The 19,988-nt window shown below is 66.8% G+C and carries 17 protein-coding genes and 1 pseudogene; 7 read left to right on the top strand and 11 right to left on the bottom strand.

Going from position 1 to position 19,988, the window contains the following annotated elements:
- Nucleotides 1-104: 104 nt before the first annotated feature.
- Nucleotides 105-1,175, bottom strand: coding sequence for a YihY/virulence factor BrkB family protein (locus V4U86_RS28520; RefSeq protein WP_395312249.1), 1,071 nt, complete (start codon nt 1,173-1,175; stop codon nt 105-107).
- Nucleotides 1,176-1,480: 305 nt separating this feature from the next.
- On the opposite strand from V4U86_RS28520, the gene V4U86_RS28515 reads away from it, so the two are divergent.
- Both V4U86_RS28515 and V4U86_RS28510 read left to right on the top strand, forming a co-directional pair.
- Nucleotides 1,481-3,328 (top strand): Ig-like domain-containing protein, encoded by a 1,848-nt coding sequence (locus V4U86_RS28515; RefSeq protein WP_395309176.1) that lies wholly within the window; start codon nt 1,481-1,483, stop codon nt 3,326-3,328.
- A 39-nt stretch (nt 3,329-3,367) separates the two neighbouring features.
- Entirely contained in the window at nt 3,368-4,198 is an 831-nt protein-coding gene (locus V4U86_RS28510; protein WP_395309175.1) for an LLM class F420-dependent oxidoreductase, read from the top strand.
- On the opposite strand, the gene V4U86_RS28505 is transcribed toward V4U86_RS28510, so the two are convergent.
- From V4U86_RS28505 to V4U86_RS28490, 4 genes are all read right to left on the bottom strand, one after another.
- Nucleotides 4,199-4,840 carry a trimeric intracellular cation channel family protein gene (locus tag V4U86_RS28505; protein ID WP_395309174.1) on the bottom strand — a complete coding sequence of 214 codons (642 nt, stop codon included), beginning with the start codon at nt 4,838-4,840 and terminating at the stop codon, nt 4,199-4,201.
- A 12-nt stretch (nt 4,841-4,852) separates the two neighbouring features.
- Entirely contained in the window at nt 4,853-5,404 is a 552-nt protein-coding gene (locus V4U86_RS28500) for a hypothetical protein (RefSeq protein WP_395309173.1), read from the bottom strand.
- A 258-nt stretch (nt 5,405-5,662) separates the two neighbouring features.
- Nucleotides 5,663-5,797 (bottom strand): hypothetical protein, encoded by a 135-nt coding sequence (locus V4U86_RS28495; protein WP_395309172.1) that lies wholly within the window; start codon nt 5,795-5,797, stop codon nt 5,663-5,665.
- An 86-nt stretch (nt 5,798-5,883) separates the two neighbouring features.
- On the bottom strand, nt 5,884-7,338 hold the full coding sequence (locus tag V4U86_RS28490; RefSeq protein WP_395309171.1) for a serine hydrolase domain-containing protein: 1,455 nt from the start codon (nt 7,336-7,338) through the stop codon (nt 5,884-5,886).
- A gap of 88 nt (nt 7,339-7,426) precedes the next feature.
- On the opposite strand from V4U86_RS28490, the gene V4U86_RS28485 reads away from it, so the two are divergent.
- Entirely contained in the window at nt 7,427-10,849 is a 3,423-nt protein-coding gene (locus V4U86_RS28485) for a protein kinase domain-containing protein (RefSeq protein WP_395309170.1), read from the top strand.
- Here V4U86_RS28485 and surE read toward each other — a convergent pair.
- Both surE and V4U86_RS28475 read right to left on the bottom strand, forming a co-directional pair.
- Nucleotides 10,846-11,637 (bottom strand): 5'/3'-nucleotidase SurE, encoded by a 792-nt coding sequence (surE, locus tag V4U86_RS28480; protein ID WP_395309169.1) that lies wholly within the window; start codon nt 11,635-11,637, stop codon nt 10,846-10,848. The genes V4U86_RS28485 and surE overlap by 4 nt on opposite strands.
- Nucleotides 11,638-11,650: 13 nt before the next feature.
- Nucleotides 11,651-12,640: a 1-phosphofructokinase family hexose kinase gene (locus V4U86_RS28475; RefSeq protein ID WP_395309168.1), complete on the bottom strand. Its 990-nt coding sequence runs from the start codon at nt 12,638-12,640 to the stop codon at nt 11,651-11,653.
- Nucleotides 12,641-12,706: 66 nt separating this feature from the next.
- Here V4U86_RS28475 and V4U86_RS28470 point away from each other — a divergent pair, with 66 nt between their 5' ends.
- On the top strand, nt 12,707-14,143 hold the full coding sequence (locus tag V4U86_RS28470; protein ID WP_395309167.1) for a short-chain fatty acid transporter: 1,437 nt from the start codon (nt 12,707-12,709) through the stop codon (nt 14,141-14,143).
- Between the two features lie 90 nt (nt 14,144-14,233).
- Here the strand turns inward: V4U86_RS28470 and V4U86_RS28465 are convergent.
- Together V4U86_RS28465 and V4U86_RS28460 are read right to left on the bottom strand one after the other, a co-directional pair.
- Nucleotides 14,234-14,384 (bottom strand): annotated as a pseudogene (locus tag V4U86_RS28465) (integrase catalytic domain-containing protein); the annotation flags it as partial.
- A 115-nt stretch (nt 14,385-14,499) separates the two neighbouring features.
- Entirely contained in the window at nt 14,500-15,783 is a 1,284-nt protein-coding gene (locus V4U86_RS28460; RefSeq protein ID WP_425590831.1) for an integrase core domain-containing protein, read from the bottom strand.
- A 135-nt stretch (nt 15,784-15,918) separates the two neighbouring features.
- Between V4U86_RS28460 and V4U86_RS28455 the strand changes: the two genes are divergently transcribed.
- The 3 genes from V4U86_RS28455 to V4U86_RS28445 all read left to right on the top strand — a co-directional run bounded on the left by V4U86_RS28455 (nt 15,919) and on the right by V4U86_RS28445 (nt 18,637).
- Entirely contained in the window at nt 15,919-17,136 is a 1,218-nt protein-coding gene (locus tag V4U86_RS28455) for a DUF222 domain-containing protein (RefSeq protein ID WP_395309166.1), read from the top strand.
- 36 nt (nt 17,137-17,172) lie between these two features.
- Complete coding sequence (locus tag V4U86_RS28450; protein ID WP_395309165.1) at nt 17,173-18,255, top strand: IS110 family transposase; 1,083 nt, start codon at nt 17,173-17,175, stop codon at nt 18,253-18,255.
- A gap of 76 nt (nt 18,256-18,331) precedes the next feature.
- On the top strand, nt 18,332-18,637 hold the full coding sequence (locus V4U86_RS28445) for a hypothetical protein (RefSeq protein ID WP_395309164.1): 306 nt from the start codon (nt 18,332-18,334) through the stop codon (nt 18,635-18,637).
- On the opposite strand, the gene V4U86_RS28440 is transcribed toward V4U86_RS28445, so the two are convergent.
- Both V4U86_RS28440 and V4U86_RS28435 read right to left on the bottom strand, forming a co-directional pair.
- The gene (locus tag V4U86_RS28440; protein WP_395309163.1) at nt 18,638-19,330 is read right to left on the bottom strand and encodes a DNA alkylation repair protein; all 693 of its coding nucleotides are present in this window, start codon (nt 19,328-19,330) and stop codon (nt 18,638-18,640) included.
- 10 nt (nt 19,331-19,340) lie between these two features.
- The gene (locus V4U86_RS28435; RefSeq protein ID WP_395309162.1) at nt 19,341-19,958 is read right to left on the bottom strand and encodes an IMPACT family protein; all 618 of its coding nucleotides are present in this window, start codon (nt 19,956-19,958) and stop codon (nt 19,341-19,343) included.
- Nucleotides 19,959-19,988: the final 30 nt, after the last annotated feature.

The following is a 19,988-nucleotide window of genomic DNA, read 5'->3' as shown; positions in this document are numbered from 1 at the left end:
TGGTTTCTCTCCGTCGGGGCCAAGGGGGTGCCGGAGGAATGGTAGTCGGCCCGGACGACATCCCTGTGCATCCATGCGGGGGGATTCAGGGGAAACGTCTCAGGTCAGCCGGTGCTGTGCTGGTCATCACTGTGGCGTCCCAGGGACTCACGCAGCGCTCGCCCCTGCCGGACGTCGGCTTCCTCCTTGGCCCGGTTCTTCTCCGAGACGCGGTCGTCCCGGGCCGGCAACTGGAGGTCGCGCTCGGCGGCGATACCCGCCTGAAGCTGGCGGCCACGCTCCAGTTCGGCGTCCAGCTCGGCGCCGAAGAGCAGAGCCAGGTTGGTGATCCACAACCACAGCAAGAACACGATCACCCCGGCCAGCGCGCCGTAGGTCTTGTTGTAGCTGCCGAAGTTGGCGACGTAGAAACCGAACCCGACGGATGCGGCGACCCACAGCAGGATGGCCACCGCCGCCCCGACGCTGATCCAGCGGAACTTGGGCTGCTCGACGTTCGGCGCTGCGTAGTACAGCACGGCGACGGCGCCGGTGACGAGGATGAGGATCACCGGGAAGCGCGCGATGTTCCAGACCGTCTGCGCCGCGGGCCCGAGCCCGATGACGTCACCGATCGCCGCCGCTATCGGGCCGCTGACTGCCAGCATGAATGCGACCGCCGCTGCGGAGACCAACCCGACGAAGGTCAGCAGTAGCTGGATGGGTCGCAGCTTCCAGACCGGCCGGCCTTCGTCGACCTCGTAGACCCGGTTCATCGCACGCCCGAACGCGCCGATGTATCCCGATGCCGACCACAGCGCGCCGGCGATGCCGATGATCAACGCGAACCCTGCCGACGGTGCCTCCACGAGTTGCTGGATCGGCGCCCGTAGCGTGTCGACGGCGGAGGACGGGCCGAGATCGTCGACGATCTGCAGGACCGCGTCGGTGGTTCGTTCGCCCTGACCGAAGACGCCGAGCAGCGACACCATCACGACCAACGCCGGGAACAGGGACAGCACGGCGTAGTAGGTCAGGGCGGCGGCGAGGTCGGTGCACTGATCGGAAGTGAACTCGCGAGCCGTCTTGCGCAGGACGTAGAACACCGACGGCTTGGTCAGGTCGGCGGGCGAATCCGGCTTGGACGGATCGTCGGGATCGGGCGCGTCCGTGGGGTCCGGCGCCGCGATCGCGATCTGCTCGTCGCCGCGGTCCGGACTGCGCTCCTCGACATGCGGTGCCGGCACCCGCCTGCCGATCAGGACACCGGCCACAAGTCCGCCGGTCGCGGCCATCACCGTTTTCATCCCGAGGACATGCCCACGGGCGCGGATGGTGAAACTGCGCGCGCGTCGGCATGTTTTTCGGAAACTGGCTCAACGCCGGGTCCACTGCGTTGTACATTTCCGTTCAAATTTCAAAAATTGACGAAGAGGACAATATGGCCCGTCGTAGTCGCGCTCGCCGTTCCGAGGACTTTGCCGTACGACGTTGGCTGCAGATGGGCGCCGCCTCCGCGGGCATGGGCGCCGCGCTGTGGGGCATGTCGCTGGTGGGTCCGCAGGCGGCGGTTGCCGCCGCCGATGACGGCAGCTCGTCCTCCTCGGCGAGTGCATCCTCGGACAGCGGATCATCGAAGAGCGAAGCGGGACAGGATAAATCGTCCGACGCCCAGGGCGAGGACTCCGACTCCAAGGACACGCTCGGCGACTCGGACACCGATTCCGGCGACGACACTGACTCAGACGGCACGGACTCAGACGACACGTTCGGTGACACGGACTCCGGTTCCGATGACGCCGATCTGGACGACACCGATCTGGACGACACCGACGCCGTAGATCTCGATCTGGACGACACCGAGGCCGGCGCCACCGATCTCGACGACACCGGGACCCGCGACACCACGATCGAGAACACCACGACCGACGACGAGGTGACTCCGGCGCCCCGGCCATCGGCCGCACCCAGGTCGCATCTCGTTCCCGGCACGACCGGCGGCCAAACGCAGCCATCCATCTCTGCCGCCGCAGTACCGGCCGTGGGTGACCCATGGGCCATCAAGCAGGTCGCGAAGGCGGGAAATCCCTGGCAGGCCAACACCTCCGCGATCATCGCGGCGACGACGTCGAACATCCGGCTCGTGATTCTGTCCTTGCCGTTGCCGCAGCCACTGGAGGACGCATTCATCGGCACGATGTGGACGATGCGGCGGACGTTCTTCAACCTGGCGCCCACGATGAACGAGACCTACTCGGTGAGCAGTGGCCTGGGCACCATCGTCGGTCAAGCCAGGGCAACGGATCCCGAAGGGGACAAGATCGTCTACCGGGTGGTGAAGGGGCCGCGGTTCGGCACGCTGGAACTCAATGTCGACGGAACCTACACCTACACGCCCGCAGCGGAATTCGATGGCGTGGACACCTTCGTCATCGGGGCCGTCGACCGGGGCCTGCACGTCAACCTCATCCAGCCGTTCCGCGCTTCCGGCGCTGCGGCGAGCATGTTGGTCAACCAGAACGCGATCGACTTCGAGTTCACCTACAACGATCCCGACGGCTACTTCACCGATGAGGCCAGGGAACAGCTGTACCAGTCGGCCAGGCGGCTGGCGGTCTACTTCCTTGTGAATCAGAAGACCGTCCTGACCTACACCGTCAACAGCGAGTTCACGCCGGACGGCTACCTGGCCGCCGCCGGCAGCGATCTGGCCGGTGAGGACGCGGGGTTCTGGCAGACCGTGGTCCAACAGAAGCTGATCGACGGCGTAGACGCCAACGGTGACGAGACAGACGGTGAGATCGACTGGAACTGGGCCTGGGACTGGGGCTTCTACCCCTCGGTCGGAAGCGACGACTACGACTTCACCTCGACGGTCATGCACGAACTCCTGCACTCCTTCGGGTGGACCTCGGGTTTCCGAAACCCAGGTAACACCGAGCAGACGGCCTGGTCCATCTACGCCAGTTTCGTCACCACCAGGCAGGAAGACTCACCGATCGACGACGAGACCTACCATTGGGACCCCACCTACGACCGATACCTGACCGGGTTCGACGGCGGCATGTTCTTCAGCGGCGCCAACGCCATGGCCGCCTATGGTGGTCGGCCGGTCCCGCTGTACACACCGGCAGTCTGGGAGGGCGGCAGCTCGATCTCACACCTGGACGACAATGTGTTCTCCGGGCCGAATCACGTGATGATGGATCATGCGGCCGCCGGCATGGGGCCCGACAACATCGCCCTGAGCCCGGTGGAGCTCGGGATCCTGATGGATCTGGGATACACCGTGGTTCCTGCGCCGTGGTTCGCCTACCCGCCGGTGGGAGCGCGCACGTCGGTGTTGTGACCGTATCTCCCGCGCTCGGTCGGCGTTACGGTTGACGGTATGAAGTTCGGAATATCCACCTTCGTGACCGACGACAGTATCGACCCGGTATCGCTGGGCCGCGCGATCGAGGAACGCGGCTTCCATTCCCTGGTGGTGGCCGAACACTCGCACATCCCGGTCAGCCGGGAGTCGGCCTTCCCCTCGGGTGGTGACCTTCCTGCGAAGTACTACAAGACCCTCGACCCGTTCGTGACGCTCGCCGCCGCGGCCGCAGTCACGTCGACGATCGAATTGTTCACCGGTGTCGCATTGTTGATCCAACGCGATCCGATCCACACCGCCAAGGAAACCGCGAGTATCGACCTGATCTCCGGGGGCCGATTCGTCTTCGGGGTGGGCGCCGGCTGGAACCTGGAGGAGATGCGGGCCCACGGCACCGACCCGAAGACCCGTGGCGCACGACTGGACGAGAGCATCGAGGCCGTCAAGGCGCTGTGGACCTCTGAACCTGCCGAATACCACGGTCGTCATGTCGATTTCGAGCTGACGTACAGCCGACCCAAGCCGGTGCAGAAACCCCACCCACCGATTTTCATCGGCGGCAACTCGGATGCCACCGTGAGGCGGGTCATCCGGCACGAGGCGGGATGGATCTCCAATCCGCTCTCCCCGAAGGACCTGTCCGCGCGCATCACACAGATGCGCGAGGGCGCCGGCCGGGATATCCCGCTGGCGATGTTCGGCACCCCCATCGACCGGGAATACTGGAGCGCCGCCGAGGAATTGGGATTCGGCCAACTGGGACTGTTGCTGCCGTCTGTCCCGCGAGACGAAGCACTGAAACTACTCGACGAGTACGCCTCCCTTGTCGAGCAGTACCGGGCATAGTCACCCCGGCATATCCCCGGAGTGCCCGGGTGGGCGCGGGGCGTTGATGTTGTAGCGGACCCCGAGCATCCGGATGACGAAGCACGCCGCAACGGCCCCCAGCGCGGCGGGCAACCCGTAGGTGCCGGTACCGATGGTTGCCACCGTGATGGCGGCGGCCACCAGCGCCGGGATGGCGTAGAGCTCGCTGCGCAACACGGTCGGAACCTGCCCGACCAGCGCATCGCGGATGGTGCCGCCGCCCACCGCGGTGATGACCCCGAGCACCACGGCCGGACCGGCCCCGAGCCCGGCCGCCACCGCCTTACTGGCCCCGATGACCGCGAACACGCTCAACCCGATCGCATCGAGTGTCGTCAGGGACATCTCGAATCGGGCCAGCGGGCGGTTGAGCACGAACGCGATGAGCGCACCGACCATCGCCAGGGTGAAGTAGGGCCAGTACAGAAAGGTCGCCGGCGGCAGCGCGCCGATGAGGATGTCGCGGATCACCCCGCCGCCGAGCGCCGTCATCATGCCGAGTGTGACCACGCCGACCACGTCGAGATGGGTGGCACGCAGCGCCGTCAGGGCGCCGTTGAGCCCGAACACGAACGTGCCGGTCAGATCCAGCGCGAACAACAGCGGGGGTTGGGTGTCCACCTGTTCTGCCTATCACGGACCACAGGGCGACACCCGTACCTGTGGCGCAGATCCGTCTGCCGGGTGCCCGCGGTGCCAATCGACGGCGCGTTCCGCCGTGCAGGCCACCTCGTCGGCATGGTCGATCAGGGCGTAACGGGTGACCAGGTTCTGCAGACCGTTGATCGCGCATTCGTAGCCGACGCGGTGCAGCAACTGCCGGATCCAGCTGATCACTCGGATCCGCTGGCCGAAGGACAGGTGTCGGGCATCGCACACGACGAGCAGCCGCCGCGGACCCGTCCTGAGCGCGACGGCGACCGCCGACTCGCAGACAGCGTTCTGGTACAACCGCGTTCGCCGCTTGGATGTAGCCAGACGATGGCCGGAGAACAGAGAATCGCCACGGGTCTCGTCGAGGATCAGGATGATCGAGTCGGCGGCATCGTCGGCCTGTTCGACCGCGGTGTCCCCGTGCAGGGCCATCACACCGTGGCGTTCGAATGCGGTGACGAAGGCGTCGACCAGTTCGGTATGCCGGCCAAGGATGATCACCGGTGGATGGTCGGGCGCTCGCATGCTCACGAGAACCTCCTGCTCTGGGTTGCCGCAGACCGTGGCCGACGTACGAGAATTCCGACGCCGAAAAAGCGAATACGTCGAACGGTCCGAAAAGAAATCGGGATCAATTGCGGTCGATTATTTCGACGCGCCATCAATGCGACTACCGCGAAAAACAGAAATTGTGGTGCGGGAGTGGCGAGCAGAGCGGGCGGCGACCGCACGCCGACGTGCGTCAGCGCGGTCGCCCCTCGACCCCTCGAAAAGGTCCTTACCAGGACATCAGGCGCGCTCGGGCCGCTTGCGCCGGGTCTGGGTGAGTGCCACTTCGGCGGCTTTCGCGCGCTTGAGGGCGCGCCGTTCCTTGATGTCCATCGAGGGTTTCTTGGCGACGCGATTCGGGGATTTATCAGCCATTTCCTGCGCCTTTCTTGAGTGCTTCGTCCCCGACCATACCCAAGAAAAAATAAAAAGCCAGTCCGCCGAAATTTGCCGCGTAGCAGCTAGTTTCGGTAGAGCCCGAGCGCCCGGGTGGCCTCGGTGGCCACCGTGCCGCTGAGTCCGATGATCGGTGGGCCGCCGCGCTGGTGGATCACGTTCGCGAGCACCACCACGTACGTGTCCGATCCGGGATCGATCCACAGCGTCACCCCGGTGAAGCCGGTGTGGCCGAAACTGCCGATCGGGAACAGCATTCCGCGGGGCCGGGAATGCGGTGTGTCGATATCCCAGCCGAAACCGCGCAGATCCTGACCGGCGACGGCCGGATAGGCCGGCGCCGAACCAGCCTGACGGGCAGCGTCGTTCGCCGCGGCCAGCTGATGAGGGGTGTGCCCGGGTTGTTGCGGAGACGTCATCAACGCCAGGGTGGATTGCTCCAGCGGAAAGGCACTCGAACGGCCGGCCAGCCGGTCCAGCAACGCCTGGGCGAACCGGCCGACGTCATCGACCGTCGAGAACACCCCGGCGCTGCCGCTCACCCCGCCCATCCGCCGCGCGGTCGGGTCATGCACGGTGCCCCGCAACGGAAATCCGTGATCGGGATTGAGGCCCGGGGTGTCCTCGTCGAGCGCGGTGGGCGCCACCCGCGCCAACAAGCCGGTGTTCCAGGTGCCCGGCGGGCACCGTCCCGCCCAGGGGGGATAACCGTCGAGCGCGACGGCGGTGCCCCGAACCCGGTGCGGGCCACACGCCTTGCCGACCGGCAGGTAGTGCGTGTCGGCCATGCCGAGCGGCCCGAAGACGTGCTCCTGTACATAGCTGTCCAGCGGTTGACCGGTGATCTTCTCGATGATCGCGCCGACCAGGATGAAGTTGATGTCGGAGTAGTGGAACATCGTCCCGGGTTCGAATACCACCCAGGCCGCGAGGGCGCGGCGGACACCTTCATCCTTGGCGGGCCGATCCAGTCCCCACGGCCCGTCGAGGCTCAGATCGCCTGCGATACCCGAAAAGTGGGTGAGCAGCATGCGCAGCGTCACCCGCTCGCGTCGTGGATCGTGCGCGGGGTTGAACTCGGGCAGATAGTCCTGCACCGGTTCGTCAATGCGGACGAGACCGCGTTCGTACAGCTGGAACAGGGCGGTCGAGGTCGCGATGCTCTTGGTCAACGACGCCAGGTCGAACAGGGTGTCTTCGGTCATCGGTTCGGCGGGTGCGGGCGACCCGTTCAACCCGGGTTCGCCGTCGAGCTTGCGCGACCCGAAGGCCTGCCGGTAGACGATGTTGCCGTCGTGGCCGATCTGGACCACGGCGCCGGGCAGTCGGTGCGCCGTGATCGCGTCGCGCACCGATCGGGACACCGCCGCGAAATCCGTCCCCGGCGTGACCGCCGAGGTGCTGGGGTTCTGCGGTATGGCGGCCGGCGGTGTAACCGCCGCCGGATGACCGCAGGACGAGAGCGCCGCGACCGAGAGCAATCCCGCGGCACAGGCCCGGATGACTTGGCGCCTCGACACCTCCTCGACGGTAGTGCCGGGAGTACCGTGAAGATAGCGGCGACGTGCGCTTCCGATGCGGTGGTGGGGTTGGCGATGGGTGATATCGATGGGTGATATCGAAGTCACGCAGCAGCGGTCCTCGACCGGAATCGTGGCCGAACTGGAGGCCGAGGGCTTCGAGGTTGCCGAACCGGTGGGCCGCGGCGGATTCGGTGTGGTCTACCGCTGCCGGCAGCCGTCGATGGACCGCGTGGTCGCGATCAAGGTGCTCAACTCCGATCCCGACGACATGGACATCGAGCAGTTCAATCGGGAGCAGCGCGCGATGGGACGGGTGTCCGGGCACCCCAATATCGTGCCGGTGCTGCACGGAGGGCTCACCTTCGCCGGCCGGCCCTACATCGTGATGCCCTACTACCGCCGCGACAACCTGGGCGCCTGGGTCAAGGGCCACGGTCCGATGGCGCTGGAGGAGGTCCTGCCCATCGGGGTGCGGCTGGCGGGGGCGTTGGAGACCGCGCACCGCGCCGGTGTGCTGCACAGGGACGTGAAGCCGCCCAACGTGTTGCTCACCGACTACGGAGAACCCCAGCTCAGCGACTTCGGGATCGCCCGGATCGCCGGCGCTCGCGATCTCGCGAAGGACGTGGTCGCCGGGTCGCCGTCCTACACCGCGCCGGAGTTGTACGACGGCGGCGCGCCGTCGGTCGCCGCCGATGTCTACGGTCTGGCGGCGACCCTGTTCGCCCTGCTCCACGGCCGCCCGCCGTTCGTCTTCGAACCGACCGAGAACGTCGTGGCGTTCGTCCGCCGCGTGCAGCAGGGGCCGATCCCGGACCTGCGCCCCGCCGGTGTCCCCGAGGCGGTGGCCTCGGCGCTGGAGGCCGGACTGCAGATCGATCCCGCCCGCCGGCCGGCCTCGGCCGTTGATTTCGGGGAATCATTGCGCGCCGCGGGCGCCGAGATCGGACTCGTCATCGCCGAGGTCCCGCTCGAGCTGCCGCCCGTCGCCGACGCCGCGGGGCTACCGGTGGGTGTCGAACCGCCGATGCGGGTAACCGGCGGGTCCTCGGGCGGCCGCCGCCGGTATCCACCCAGCGCCCCGACGCGGTTCCGGCCGCCGCCCTGCAACCGGCCGACCGTCGCGCGTACCCGCATCCTGGACCGGCTGCGCTCGACCGACCGGTCCAAACTGGTCCTCATCCACGCCCCGGCCGGGTACGGCAAGAGCACCCTGGCCGCGCAGTGGGCCGACCAACTGATCCGCGAGGGGCTCAGCGGCGCCTGGCTGGCCATCGATGCCGACGACAACAACGTGGGTTGGTTTCTGGCCCACCTGATCGAGGCGATCCGCACGACGATGCCCGACCTGGCCGACATCCTGCAACAGGAACTCGACGGGCACCTGGACAACGCGCCGACCTATGTGCTGAACACGCTGATCACCCGGCTGCACGAGGACAAGCGCACTCTGGTGCTGATTCTGGATGACTGGCACCGCGCGGAAAGCCAGGAGACCACCGATGCGCTCTGCTATCTGGTCGAAAACAGTTGCCACCACCTGCATTTGATCGTCGCCAGCCGGACCCGTCCGGTGCTGCCGCTCGGCACCCTGCGCGTCCAGGGTGAACTGGTCGAGATCGACGCATCGCAATTGCGTTTCGACACAGCCGAATCCGCGTCGATGCTGGTCGATCAGTGCGGTATCACGCTCAGTGCCGACCACATCGCCGCGATCGAGGAGCATACCGACGGGTGGGCGGCCGCCCTGCAATTGGCTTCCCTGAGCCTGCGTGAACAAGCGGAGCCGGCCGCGGTCATCGGGCAACTGACCGGACGGGATACCGCGCTCGGGGAGTACCTGGCCTCCAACGTCCTGGACAACCTGGCACCTGACGTGCTCGACTTCCTGCTGGCCACCAGCATTCCCAAGCAGATCTGCAGTGGGCTGGCCACCGCGCTGACCGGCCACCGGCGCAGCCGCGCCATGCTCGAAGAGATCGAGCGACGGGATCTGTTCCTACGCAGGACCGATGCTCAGGGGTCGTGGTTCGAGTACCACCACCTGTTCGCCGAGTACCTGCTGCACCGACTGGAACGCGACGCCGAGGACCGGATCCCGCAGCTGCACCGCACTGCGGCGCGGTGGTTCACCGACAACCAGATGCTCAGTCAGGCCGTCGATCATCTGCTGCTGGCCGGTGACCCGGCCGTGGCCGTCGACACCGTGGAGCAGGTGGCCACCGACCTGATGGAGCAGTCCCGGATGCGGACGCTGATCGGGCTCGCCGACAAGCTACCCGCCGCCGAACGGGATGCGCGGCCCAGGCTGCAGGTCGACCTGGCCTGGGCGAACGTGGTGTTGCACCGTCTGCCCGCGGCGCTGGATGCGCTGCGCCTCGCCGAACTCGGCTTGGACGGTCTCGCGACGGACGAGGCGGCCGACCTGCGCGCCGAGATCGACCTGATTCGTTCGGTGATGGCCGCGTTTCAGGACCGGATCGATCCCGAGACGATCGATGCCGCAGTCCGGGCCTGCGTGGCCAGGTCCGACCGGCTGAGCCCGTTCATCCTGTGCCGTACCGCGGATCTGGCATCGCACCGGGCGGTGCGCACCTTCGCGTTCGATGAAGCGTTGCGCTGGCAGCGCTGGGGACGAGACTTCCACTCCCGGGTATCGGGGGCCTTGAGCGCCAGCTACGGGTACTGTTTCGCCGCCATCGCGGCCAACGAGCAACTCGACATCGCGGGAGCCGAAGCGCACCTTCGACATGCGCGGCGGATAGCTCTGTCGGAGTCCGGCGGGCCCAGCTATGTCGCCAAGCTGGCGGGTTCATTGCTCGGTGAGTTGCTCTATGAGCACGGAGAATTCGAGGAGGCACAGACGCTGCTCGACCAGGCCTGCGAGTTGGGTGCCGAGGGCGGACTCGTCGACTTCATGCTGGCCTGCCATGGCACCGGCGCCCGGCTGGCGGCCGCCCGCGGTGACCTTCCCGGTGCTCAGCGCCGGCTGACCGATGGCCTCGAGGTGGCCCGGATGCTGAACCTGTCGCGGCTGCAGGCGGGATTGTTGTACGAGAGCGCGCGGATCGCCACCCTGTCCGGTGAGCCGGTAACCGATGCCGTCGCCTGCCGGATCGCGGCCGGTGCAACAGATGACATGAGTAGCGACACTGCTGAATTCATGGAGGACGCCCAGATCCGTCTGCTGCGGGCAGGCGGCTCGGCGACGGCGTTGACCGAGGCGTGTGAGCGGGCGCGGGCGCGTCGGCGCCGGGTGGATCGGGCCAACCGACCGCGGGCGTATCTGCGTGCGACCGTACAGCTCGCGGGCTGCCTCGCCGGCGCCGGGCGAGGTGACGACGCCGCCGATGTGCTGCAGCCTGCGTTGAAAACCTGTGCCGCCCTGGGGCTCAGCCGCCTGCTGCTCGATGAGGACCCGCTACTGGTGCAGATTGCGCACCGGGCGATCCCACCGGATTCCACGGCAGCGGTGCATGTCCGGGACTTCGTGTCGAGCCTGTCCTAGGGGCGCGAGCCCGCACGGTCACCATCGTCCAACCACTGACGCACCAGATCGCCTTCGTCCGCGTCCACCGACCGCAGCGCCGTGAGTGTCGGATGCCCGGCGGCCAGCAGGGTGCTGTCGGTGCCTTCCTCCGGCTCGTTGGACATCTCGACCTCGGCCAGCCGCAGACCACCGTCACGGATCTCCTCGACCCGGGTCTGTACCGCCCCGCCGCGAGCGAGCCGCGCGTGGCGGATCGGGCCCAGCTCGTCGGCCGGCCGGTCCGGCACGTTCAGGGACAGCGCCGTGTCCTGCGGTGCCGCGAAGACCAGTTCCAGCACCGGGCGCAGCAGCCCGGCGGCGGTGGCCCAGTGCCGCTCGCCGGTGGGGTGCAGCGCCACATCCAGCGATACCGCCACCGCCCGGGTGCCGTTGATCTTCGCGGTGAGGGCAGCCCCCACGGTGCCCGAATGCAGCACGGCGCGACCGATGTTCGCGCCGTGGTTGATCCCGGACAGCACCAGCTCCGGTACCGGATCGAACCAGCCGTTGAGCGCGGCGGCGACGATGTGTCCGGGCTGGGCGTGCACCGCCCAAGCCTGCACCCCGTCGAGTTGCGGCAGGGCCCGGCGTTCGACCACCGTGTGGCCGTCCCGGCGTATCGCACTCAAGGCGGCGCTGGCGCCACTGGACTGTTCGGCGGGGGCGGCCACGATCACGTCCAATCCGGCCGCCACCGCCGCCGCGGCCAGCGCGTGCAGGCCCGGCGAATCGATGCCGTCGTCGTTGGTCACCAGAGCGCGTCGCACGTCGTGCCTCCCGTCATTTCCACGGCCGAAGCTCTACTCGTTCGGCGAGTGTGTCGACGGCCCGCGCACCGCCGGTTCCCAATCCGTGCCGCACCACGTTGAGCGCCCCGCAGGCGGCACCGACCTGCAAGGCCTCGCGAATCGGGCGGCCGCCGGCCAGCGCGGCGACCATGCCCGCGGTCATCGAGTCACCCGCACCCGCAGAGTCGGCCGGCTCCAACTTCGGCATCACGATCTCGACGACGTCCTCGCCCCGCTTGGTGTCCTCGAGCAGCGCCAGGGCCGGTGCGGATCCTGAACGTGACACCACCACGGTGCCTGCGCCCTCTTTGCGCAGTATCCGCATGGCATCCACGAGATCTTCGGCGTCCTCGGACTTCGCCCGGCCGTCATCGAGAAGTTCCTCGTGGCTGACCTTGATCAGCGCGGGGTTGCCGGCGAGCACCGCCTCGAGTCGCTCGCCCGACAGATCGGCCGCCACCTGGCAGCCATTGGCGCCGAGGTCGGTGGCCAGCCGTCGGTACAGGTCGGGGGGCAGCACGTCGTCCTCCTGCGGCCCGGACAGCAGCACCCAGCCGTGGTTCAGGCCTTCGGTCAGGGTGAGTTCGTAGAGGGAGTCGATCTCATGCCGGTCCAACGGGCTGCCCGGGCTCTCGGCGATGATCTCCCGGCTCCCGCCCCGGCGGTCGTGCACGTAGGCGCCGTTGCGTGAGCTGACCGGCACGAGCCGCGCGGTGACGTCCGGAATGGGCAGCAGGTGGCTCAGGACTTCACCGGTCTCACCACCGGTGGCGGCGCACAGCACCACCGGCACACCGAGTGAGGACACCATGCGTGACTGCCACACGCCCTGGCCGCCGGCGTGCACGTGGATGTCGGCGGAACCGGAACGGTTTTCCACCGTCACGGTCAGGATGGGCAGCGGGGCGAAGATGACGACGGCGTCCGGCTGTTCGTTGTCCGTCTGGTCGCGGGCGGTTTCCTGGTCTGGCGTCTGCGTCATGGGGGAGGGGGTACCCACTCTCACCCGGTTGATCAGTCCGATGTCCACGGAGAAGGGGTAGCCACAATGACCACTGCCACCAGAGGTGCCGACTCGGAGAAGGGGCTGGCGCGGGTAGCCCAGTCGCTGGCCGGGTGGACGGAGAAGTGGTTCCCGGACGCCTACGTGGTGGCGTTGGCGGGCGTTGTGCTGGTCTCTGTCGCCGCGTTCGTCAACGGGTCCTCTCCGCAGACCGTCGTGGATGCCTTCGGCGGCGGTTTCTGGGATCTGACCGCGTTCACCCTGCAGATGGCGATGGTGGTGCTGACCGGATACGTGGTGGCCACCTCCCCGCCGGTGGCCAAGCTGATCGACCGGCTCGCAACGATGCCCGGTTCGGCGCGCACCGCGGTGAGTCTGGTGGCGTTTCTGTCCATGTCGGTCTCCTTCCTCAACTGGGGACTGAGTCTGGTCTTCAGCGGCCTGCTGGCCCGGGCGATCGCGCGCCGCACCGATCTGCGGGTGGACTACCGCGCCCTCGGTGCCGCGGCCTTCATGGGGGTGGGTGCGGTGTGGGCGCTGGGGCTGTCCTCCTCGGCGGCCCAGCTGCAGGCCACGCCCGCGTCGCTGCCCGAGGAACTGCTGCAGATCACCGGCGTGCTCGATTTCGGGACCACGATCTTCACCTGGCAGTCGCTGCTCATGTGCGCCATCCTCATCGTGCTGACAGTGGTGATCGCGCACTTCTCCGCACCGAGAGGTGCCGCGATCAGGACCGCGGAGGATATGGACGTCGACCTCGACGACCGGACCGAGCCGGCGCCTCCGCGGTCACGACCGGGGGAGTGGCTCGAATACAGCCGGGTGCTACCGGTGTTGGCAGGCGTGCTGACCCTGGGATGGCTGATCTCCCAGTTGCTCACCAAACCGGTCCTGACGGTGGTGAGCAGTCTGAACGGCTACCTGCTGGTGTTCCTCATCCTCGGCCTGGTGCTGCACGGGACACCGCGGCAGTTTCTACAGGCCGTCGCCAACGCGGTGCCCGCGGTTGGGGGCATCCTGGTGCAGTTTCCGCTGTACGCCGCCATGGCCGCGATCATCACCCGGGCCGAAGGCAGAGGTGGACTGACGGTTTCGGATCGGCTGGCCGAATTGTTCACCGATGTCGGCGCCGGATGGTTCGCGGTGGTGATCGGCCTGTACACGGTCGTGCTCGGCATCTTCATCCCGTCGGGCGGTGGAAAGTGGTTGGTGGAGGCGCCCTACGTGATGCAGGCGGCCACCGACGTGCAGATGAATCTGGGCTGGACGGTGCAGATCTACAACGTGGCCGAGGCGGTGCCCAATCTGGTCAACCCGTTCTTCATGCTGCCGCTGTTGGCGGTGCTGGGTCTGCGGGCACGCGATCTGGTCGGATTCACCTTCTTGCAGTTCATCTTCCACCTGCCGGTGGTGCTGCTGTTGGTGTGGCTGCTCGGTACGACCTTCGATTTCGTGCCGCCCGTGATGCCTGCCGCCCCGTAGGGGGCGGACGCGCGAAGTGTCTTGACCCGGACAAAAGCTTGAGTCGGCCTGTTGCCTCATGTCAAGATGCGCGCGTAGGGGTCTTCGTTATTTCAGCGCCTTGCGGGCATGGTTGCGATGCCACCCCGTCGTGGCGCACAGCTCGTCCAGAATCCGGCCCTTCTCACCCTTGCGCGCCAGGATGTACCGGACTGCGGAGCGTCTCCGCCACGGCTTTGCGCCCGGTCAACGTCAACCCCATCAATCGGGCTTACGCGCGCATTTTCAATGAGGCAACGAATCACCCGTTCGCGCGCATTTCTGATGAGTCAACGCGGTCAGTGTGATGTATCAGGACATCGGTGACAGTTGATGTATCAGGACATCGGTGACGGTTGTCGGGTTTTGGGGCGTGGGCCGCGTGGTTGTCCGTTGCCGACATACTTCACACCCGGTGCGGGTTTGGTGTGTTCGATAAGGATTTCGCCGTCCAGATCGGCCACGATGATCTTGTCGTCGACGCTGACAACCAGGACTTGCTGGAAGGCGCGTTGTGCGTCGACTCGGTATGTGACTGAGTCCAATCCGATGCTGCCCACCGAGCTCACCGTGCGGATGACTGTGTCCGAGGGTAGATCCACGGGCGACTTCGCTCGGGGGAATTGGTATCGACTCGGGACAGGCCGTGCATAGGTCGGCCGGTCGATTGCGGGGCGGGGTGGATCTGCCGTGGGGGTCGCTTCCCATGCCGTCAGTGGTGTGACGCGCCCAGGTAGACCTTGGTGAGGGCGCTCGGTGTTGTAGATGTGGTCGAACGCATCGACCTGGGCTTGGAGCTCGGCCAGTGTCTCGGCCAGTGGCTGTTTGTCGAGATAGCGGAACAGGGTCTGGTGGAAGCGTTCGTTTTTGCCCTGCGTGGTCGGCTTGTAGGGCTTTCCGGTGATCGCCTCGACCCCGAGTGCACTCACGTGACCGACAAGTTGGCCCACATATCCGCGCCGTGAGGGGTTGAGGGCGAGTCCATTGTCCGAGAGCAGTCGTTGGGGTACGCCGTGGGCGGCTACGGCCTTGTCGAAGACCGTGATCGCCGCCTCGGCTGTCTCGCTCCAGGCCACGTGGGAAGCGACCGCGTAGCGGGAGTGGTCGTCGATGAGTTGGAAGATCACACATGTGCGTCCACCGGCCAGGACGTACCCGGTGGCGTCAAGTTGCCAGCACGCGTTCGGGGCTGGGTAGACAAACCGCCGCCACGCCGAGCGGGGCTTCTTCTTCGGCTCCATACGAGCCACACCGGCCTCCCGGAATATGCGTGCCAGCGCCGCCGTGGACGGAACCTCATCGAGGCCCATCGCGCGCATCTTCTCGTGCACGCTGATCGGCCCGTGATCCAGACCGGAAACCTCCAGCGCGGACCGCACAGCCACGGCCTGTGCTTTGATCTCATCGCTCAGCGTCGAAGGGCTCGACTTCGGTCGGCGTGTCCGGGGTTCGAGCACCGCAGCCGGACCGTCTTCCTTGGTTCGTTTACGTAACTCGTAGAACGACTTTCGTGATATGCCATGCTCGACACAGAACGTCGAGACCGCGCCGCGAGGCGCGTCGTCGGGCCACTGGGAGATCGCCAAGCGGACACGAGGATCGATGGGTTCATTGACAGCCACCGCCTAAGCCTCGAGGAAGAAGTGTCACCACCAAGAACCCTCAAAGTGTCACCGATGTCCTGATGCAGAACTGTCACCGATGTCCTGAGACATAACAAGTCAACGCGGTCAGTGTAGAGGCGTATACTAGAACACATGTTCGAAAGTCGAGGTGCGCTCACCCACCTCGATGCCGCGCGTGCGGAGCTGACTGCCGAGCGTAAAGCGCTGGCGCACAAGCTGGTGGCCGCGGGGAAGTTCGCGCTGGCCCGGATGGCGGAGATGGGCCACAGCTATGAGGACTGCATCGTCGATGACTGGGAACTGGCGGCCGCCGAACTCGGCGTCGAACTGGGGATCAGTCGCGGTCGCGCGTGCACGCAGATCACCCACGGCCGGGACCTGATCCAGCGGCTACCCGAGTTCGCGAAGGTCTTCCTCACCGGCGCGGTGGACTTCCGGGTGTTCTTGAGTATCTTCCACCGCACCGCGTTGGTCACCGATCCCGACATCATGGCCGTCATCGACGCCCAGGTGGCCGCTGCGGCGCCATCATGGAACGCGCTCTCGGACAACCGGATCACCGAGTTGGTGGACTGGATGATCCTGGACGTCGATCCCGACGCGGTGCGCCGGGCCAGGGACGCGCGACGCAACCGCTACATCTCGGTCGAGCCCGTCGGGGAGGGGATGGTCGAGATCCACGGTCGTGTCGATGCCGCCGTGGGCGCGGTATTCGATCAGCGTCTGGATGCGTTGGCGCGCACCGTGTGCCCGGATGATCCGCGGACCTTCGGTGAGCGGCGTGCCGATGCCGCTGAACCGCTGTCGGCGGGGGCGACGCGGATGGCGTGTCTGTGTGGCAAGGACACCTGTACGGCCGCGGGTGCCGAGGTTCCGTCGGGATCGTTGGTCATCCACGTGCTGGCCGGACAGTCCACCGTCACCGGGGCGTCGGACCGCCCGGCGCTGCTCCCCGGCTACGGCGCCATCCCGGCCGAGCAGATCCGGGAAAGGCTTGCGTACGCGCACGTGCGGCCGTTGCCCGAATTGGCCGGCCTGGGTACGGAGAACGGCTATCAGCCGTCGAGGAAGTTGGCGGATTTCGTGCGCTGCCGCGACCTGACCTGCCGGTGGCCGGGCTGCCAGGTGCCCGCTGAGCGTTGCGATGTCGACAGAGAGGATAAAGGTGTCACTCGCGGTGACGGTCTGGCTCGGATATCGATTGACGCCGACAGGCTGTCCTTGTGTGGATCTGTCGGCCGGCGCCGCGGGTGGCGTCGTAAGCGTCACCGACGCGACGGCGGTGACCTAATAGGAGCTTGCGGCAACAAGCCACCCATCTCTGTCCTGTCCAACCGTCAACGCCGGTGACGTCACCATCCACCTGCAGAGGACGGTTGAACCAGCATGACAACTCAACAGCGATTCCGCCACGTCGTCATCGGAGTCGATACTCACAAGGCCACCCATCACGTGGCCGTCGTCGACGCCGGCACCGCCAAACTGCTTGGCGATCATGAGTTTCCTGCTACCGCAGCTGGCTACCGCAAGCTCCTAGCCTGGGTCCTCACCCTGGGCCAGTTGGTCAAAGCCGGTATCGAAGGAACCGGTTCCTACGGTGCGGGATTGAACCGATACCTCACGGCCCACGGTGTTGTCACAGTCGAAGTATCCCGCCCGAACCGTCAGGACCGTCGAGCGCGAGGTAAGTCAGATCCAATCGATGCCATCAACGCAGCCCGAGCCGTGGTCGCTGAAACTGCGACTGGCACACCAAAAGATCGTGACGGTTTCGTCGAAACCGTGCGAATGATCCGCGCCACCCGACGCAGTGCCGTCAAAGCACGCAAGGCAGCCCTACACCAGATCCACGGACTGCTGTGGTGCGCTCCTGAGGACCTGCGTAGCAAGCTGTCCCAGTACGACCGGGCAGCGCTCGTCGCCCGCTGCGCACGACTACGGCTCTCCTCGGCAGCGCCCGCCGATGACGCCGCCGCCGCAGCGCGCCGCATGCTGCGTCGCCTGGCCCGCCGAGTCCAATTCCTCGACGAGGAGATCGCTGAAGCCAATGTCGAACTGCAGGCGATCCTCCAGCAAATGACACCACACCTGTTGGCCGTGACTGGCGTCGGGACCGAGGCGGCGGGCCAGATCCTCACCACGGCCGGCGAGAACATCGACCGGCTCAAATCTGAGGCGTCCCTGGCGCGGATCTGCGGGGTCGCCCCAATCCCGGCCAGCAGCGGCGCCACGACACGGCACCGATTACATCGCGGTGGTGACCGTGATGCCAACAGTGCGATCCATCTGATCGTGATCAATCGCCTGCGCTGGCACGAGCCCACCAAAGCCTATGTTGCCCGCCGCACAGCCGAAGGAAAGACCAAAAAAGACATCATCCGCTGCCTTAAGCGTGCCGTTGTTCGCGAACTCTACCGTGCACTTCAGGCCGATTTATACCGTCCAAAACTGGTACTTGACGCTGCATAGGAGCATCCACACGACCCCGTGGCCGTACGGGCCCACCCACCCGAGCAACACCAAGTTGTATTGCCGAATCCACCATGTGATCAAGACTTTTCACTGCGGGCCAGGCGGCTGGACCGACCGGCAGTATCCCGACGGCACGATCACCATCACTGCCCCCAACGGGCGCACCTACACCACCGCACCCGGCGGAAAACTGTTCTTCCCCCAGTTGTCCACACCGACTGCGACTTTGGTGCTTCCACCGGATCCGCCGCCGAGCCAGCACCGTGACCTGGCCGCCCCCAGACGCGCCCGCACCCGTGCGCGGCAGCGGGCCTACCGGATCGCGCACGAACGCGCCCGCAACCGCGCGCACTACGAGGCCAACCCGCCACCCTTCTGATCACAGGTGCTTGCACGCCTCCCGCTTCGACAGCCCGCTCAGCCGGTCCTCGCGGGCGGCCACGAACGCGCGCACCCAATCCGGTTCGGTCCTGGCGTACTGTCGCAACGCCCAGCCGATGGCCTTGCGGATGAAGAAGTCGGGGTCGTCCGCGTTCGCATCGATCACCGCGGTGAGAAGGTCCAGATCGGTGTTCTGCCGGGCCGCAAGCTGGGCGATGATCGCGGTGCGGCGCAGCCACAGATCCGGGTCGGTCGCCCACCCGACGATCGTCGGGCGAACCCGGTCGGGATCCGAGCACAGGATCGGTCCGATCAAGTTCGCGGCGATCTCGTCGACAATGTCCCACCAGGCGCCGGCCACGATCAGGGCGCGGTACAGCGGCACCCGGTCCGGGGTCTGGTAGGACCGGTAGCGTCGGTGTCGGGCGAGTTCCAGTGCGGCATAGCGCTCTTCGCGCCGGTCCGCGGTAGTGAACATCTGCTCGACGGTGGCCTCGACGGCGCGCTCGGAGTGCAGCGGGTGCTCGTCGAAGATGATGCGGCAGATGCTGCGCACCTCGGGGCGGCGGACACCGTGGAAGCGCATCTCCGACTTCATGTACCGCTGCATGGCGACCGCCCGGTCCGGGTCCCCAGCGGCGGACAGTTCGCGGCGGACCCGGGCGATCAGTTCCTCGTCGGCTGTGTGCACGGTCCCACCGTCAACGCCAGAAGTAGCCCACGGAGACCAGTTCGGCCCCGCCCGAGGTGATCTCGGCGACCGCGGTCTGGAGACCATCCGGGTCGGTGGATGCCACGGTGATCACCGCGTGCTCGCCGTAGCCGACCTCGACCACCTCGACGCCCCGACGACGCAGTTCGGCCTCCACCCAGCCGGCCGTGGCGCGCTCCACCTGGAGTCGGAAGAGCTGCGCGCGCACCCGGGGCCGCAGGTCGGCGGTCTCCACAGCCGCGATGACGGTGCCCGAATAGGCGCGGACCAGACCGCCTGCCCCGAGGTTGACCCCGCCGTAGTAGCGCGACACCACCGCCGCCACGTTCACCAGGCCGCGCCCGTGCAGTGCTGCCAGCATCGGCGATCCGGCGGTGCCGCCCGGTTCGCCGTCGTCGGAGAACCGCTCGATTCGGCTCTCCTCGTCGTCGCCGACGATGTAGGCATAGCAGTGGTGCCCGGCGCCACGCTCGACCTCACGAACCTCGGCGAGGAAAGCAGCGAACGCCTCGTCGGACTCCACCCGACGCAGGCGACCGATGAAGCGGGACTTCTTGATGATCTCCTCAGCGTAGGGCCGTGCGTCGGCGTCCAGTGAGAAGAGCACCCGCAGAACTATAGGCTGCGTGACGCGTTG

The sequence above is a fragment of the Mycobacterium sp. AMU20-3851 genome, assembly GCF_043974665.1.
GTDB lineage: Bacteria > Actinomycetota > Actinomycetes > Mycobacteriales > Mycobacteriaceae > Mycobacterium.
This window is presented reverse-complemented; position numbering and strand designations above follow the sequence as displayed.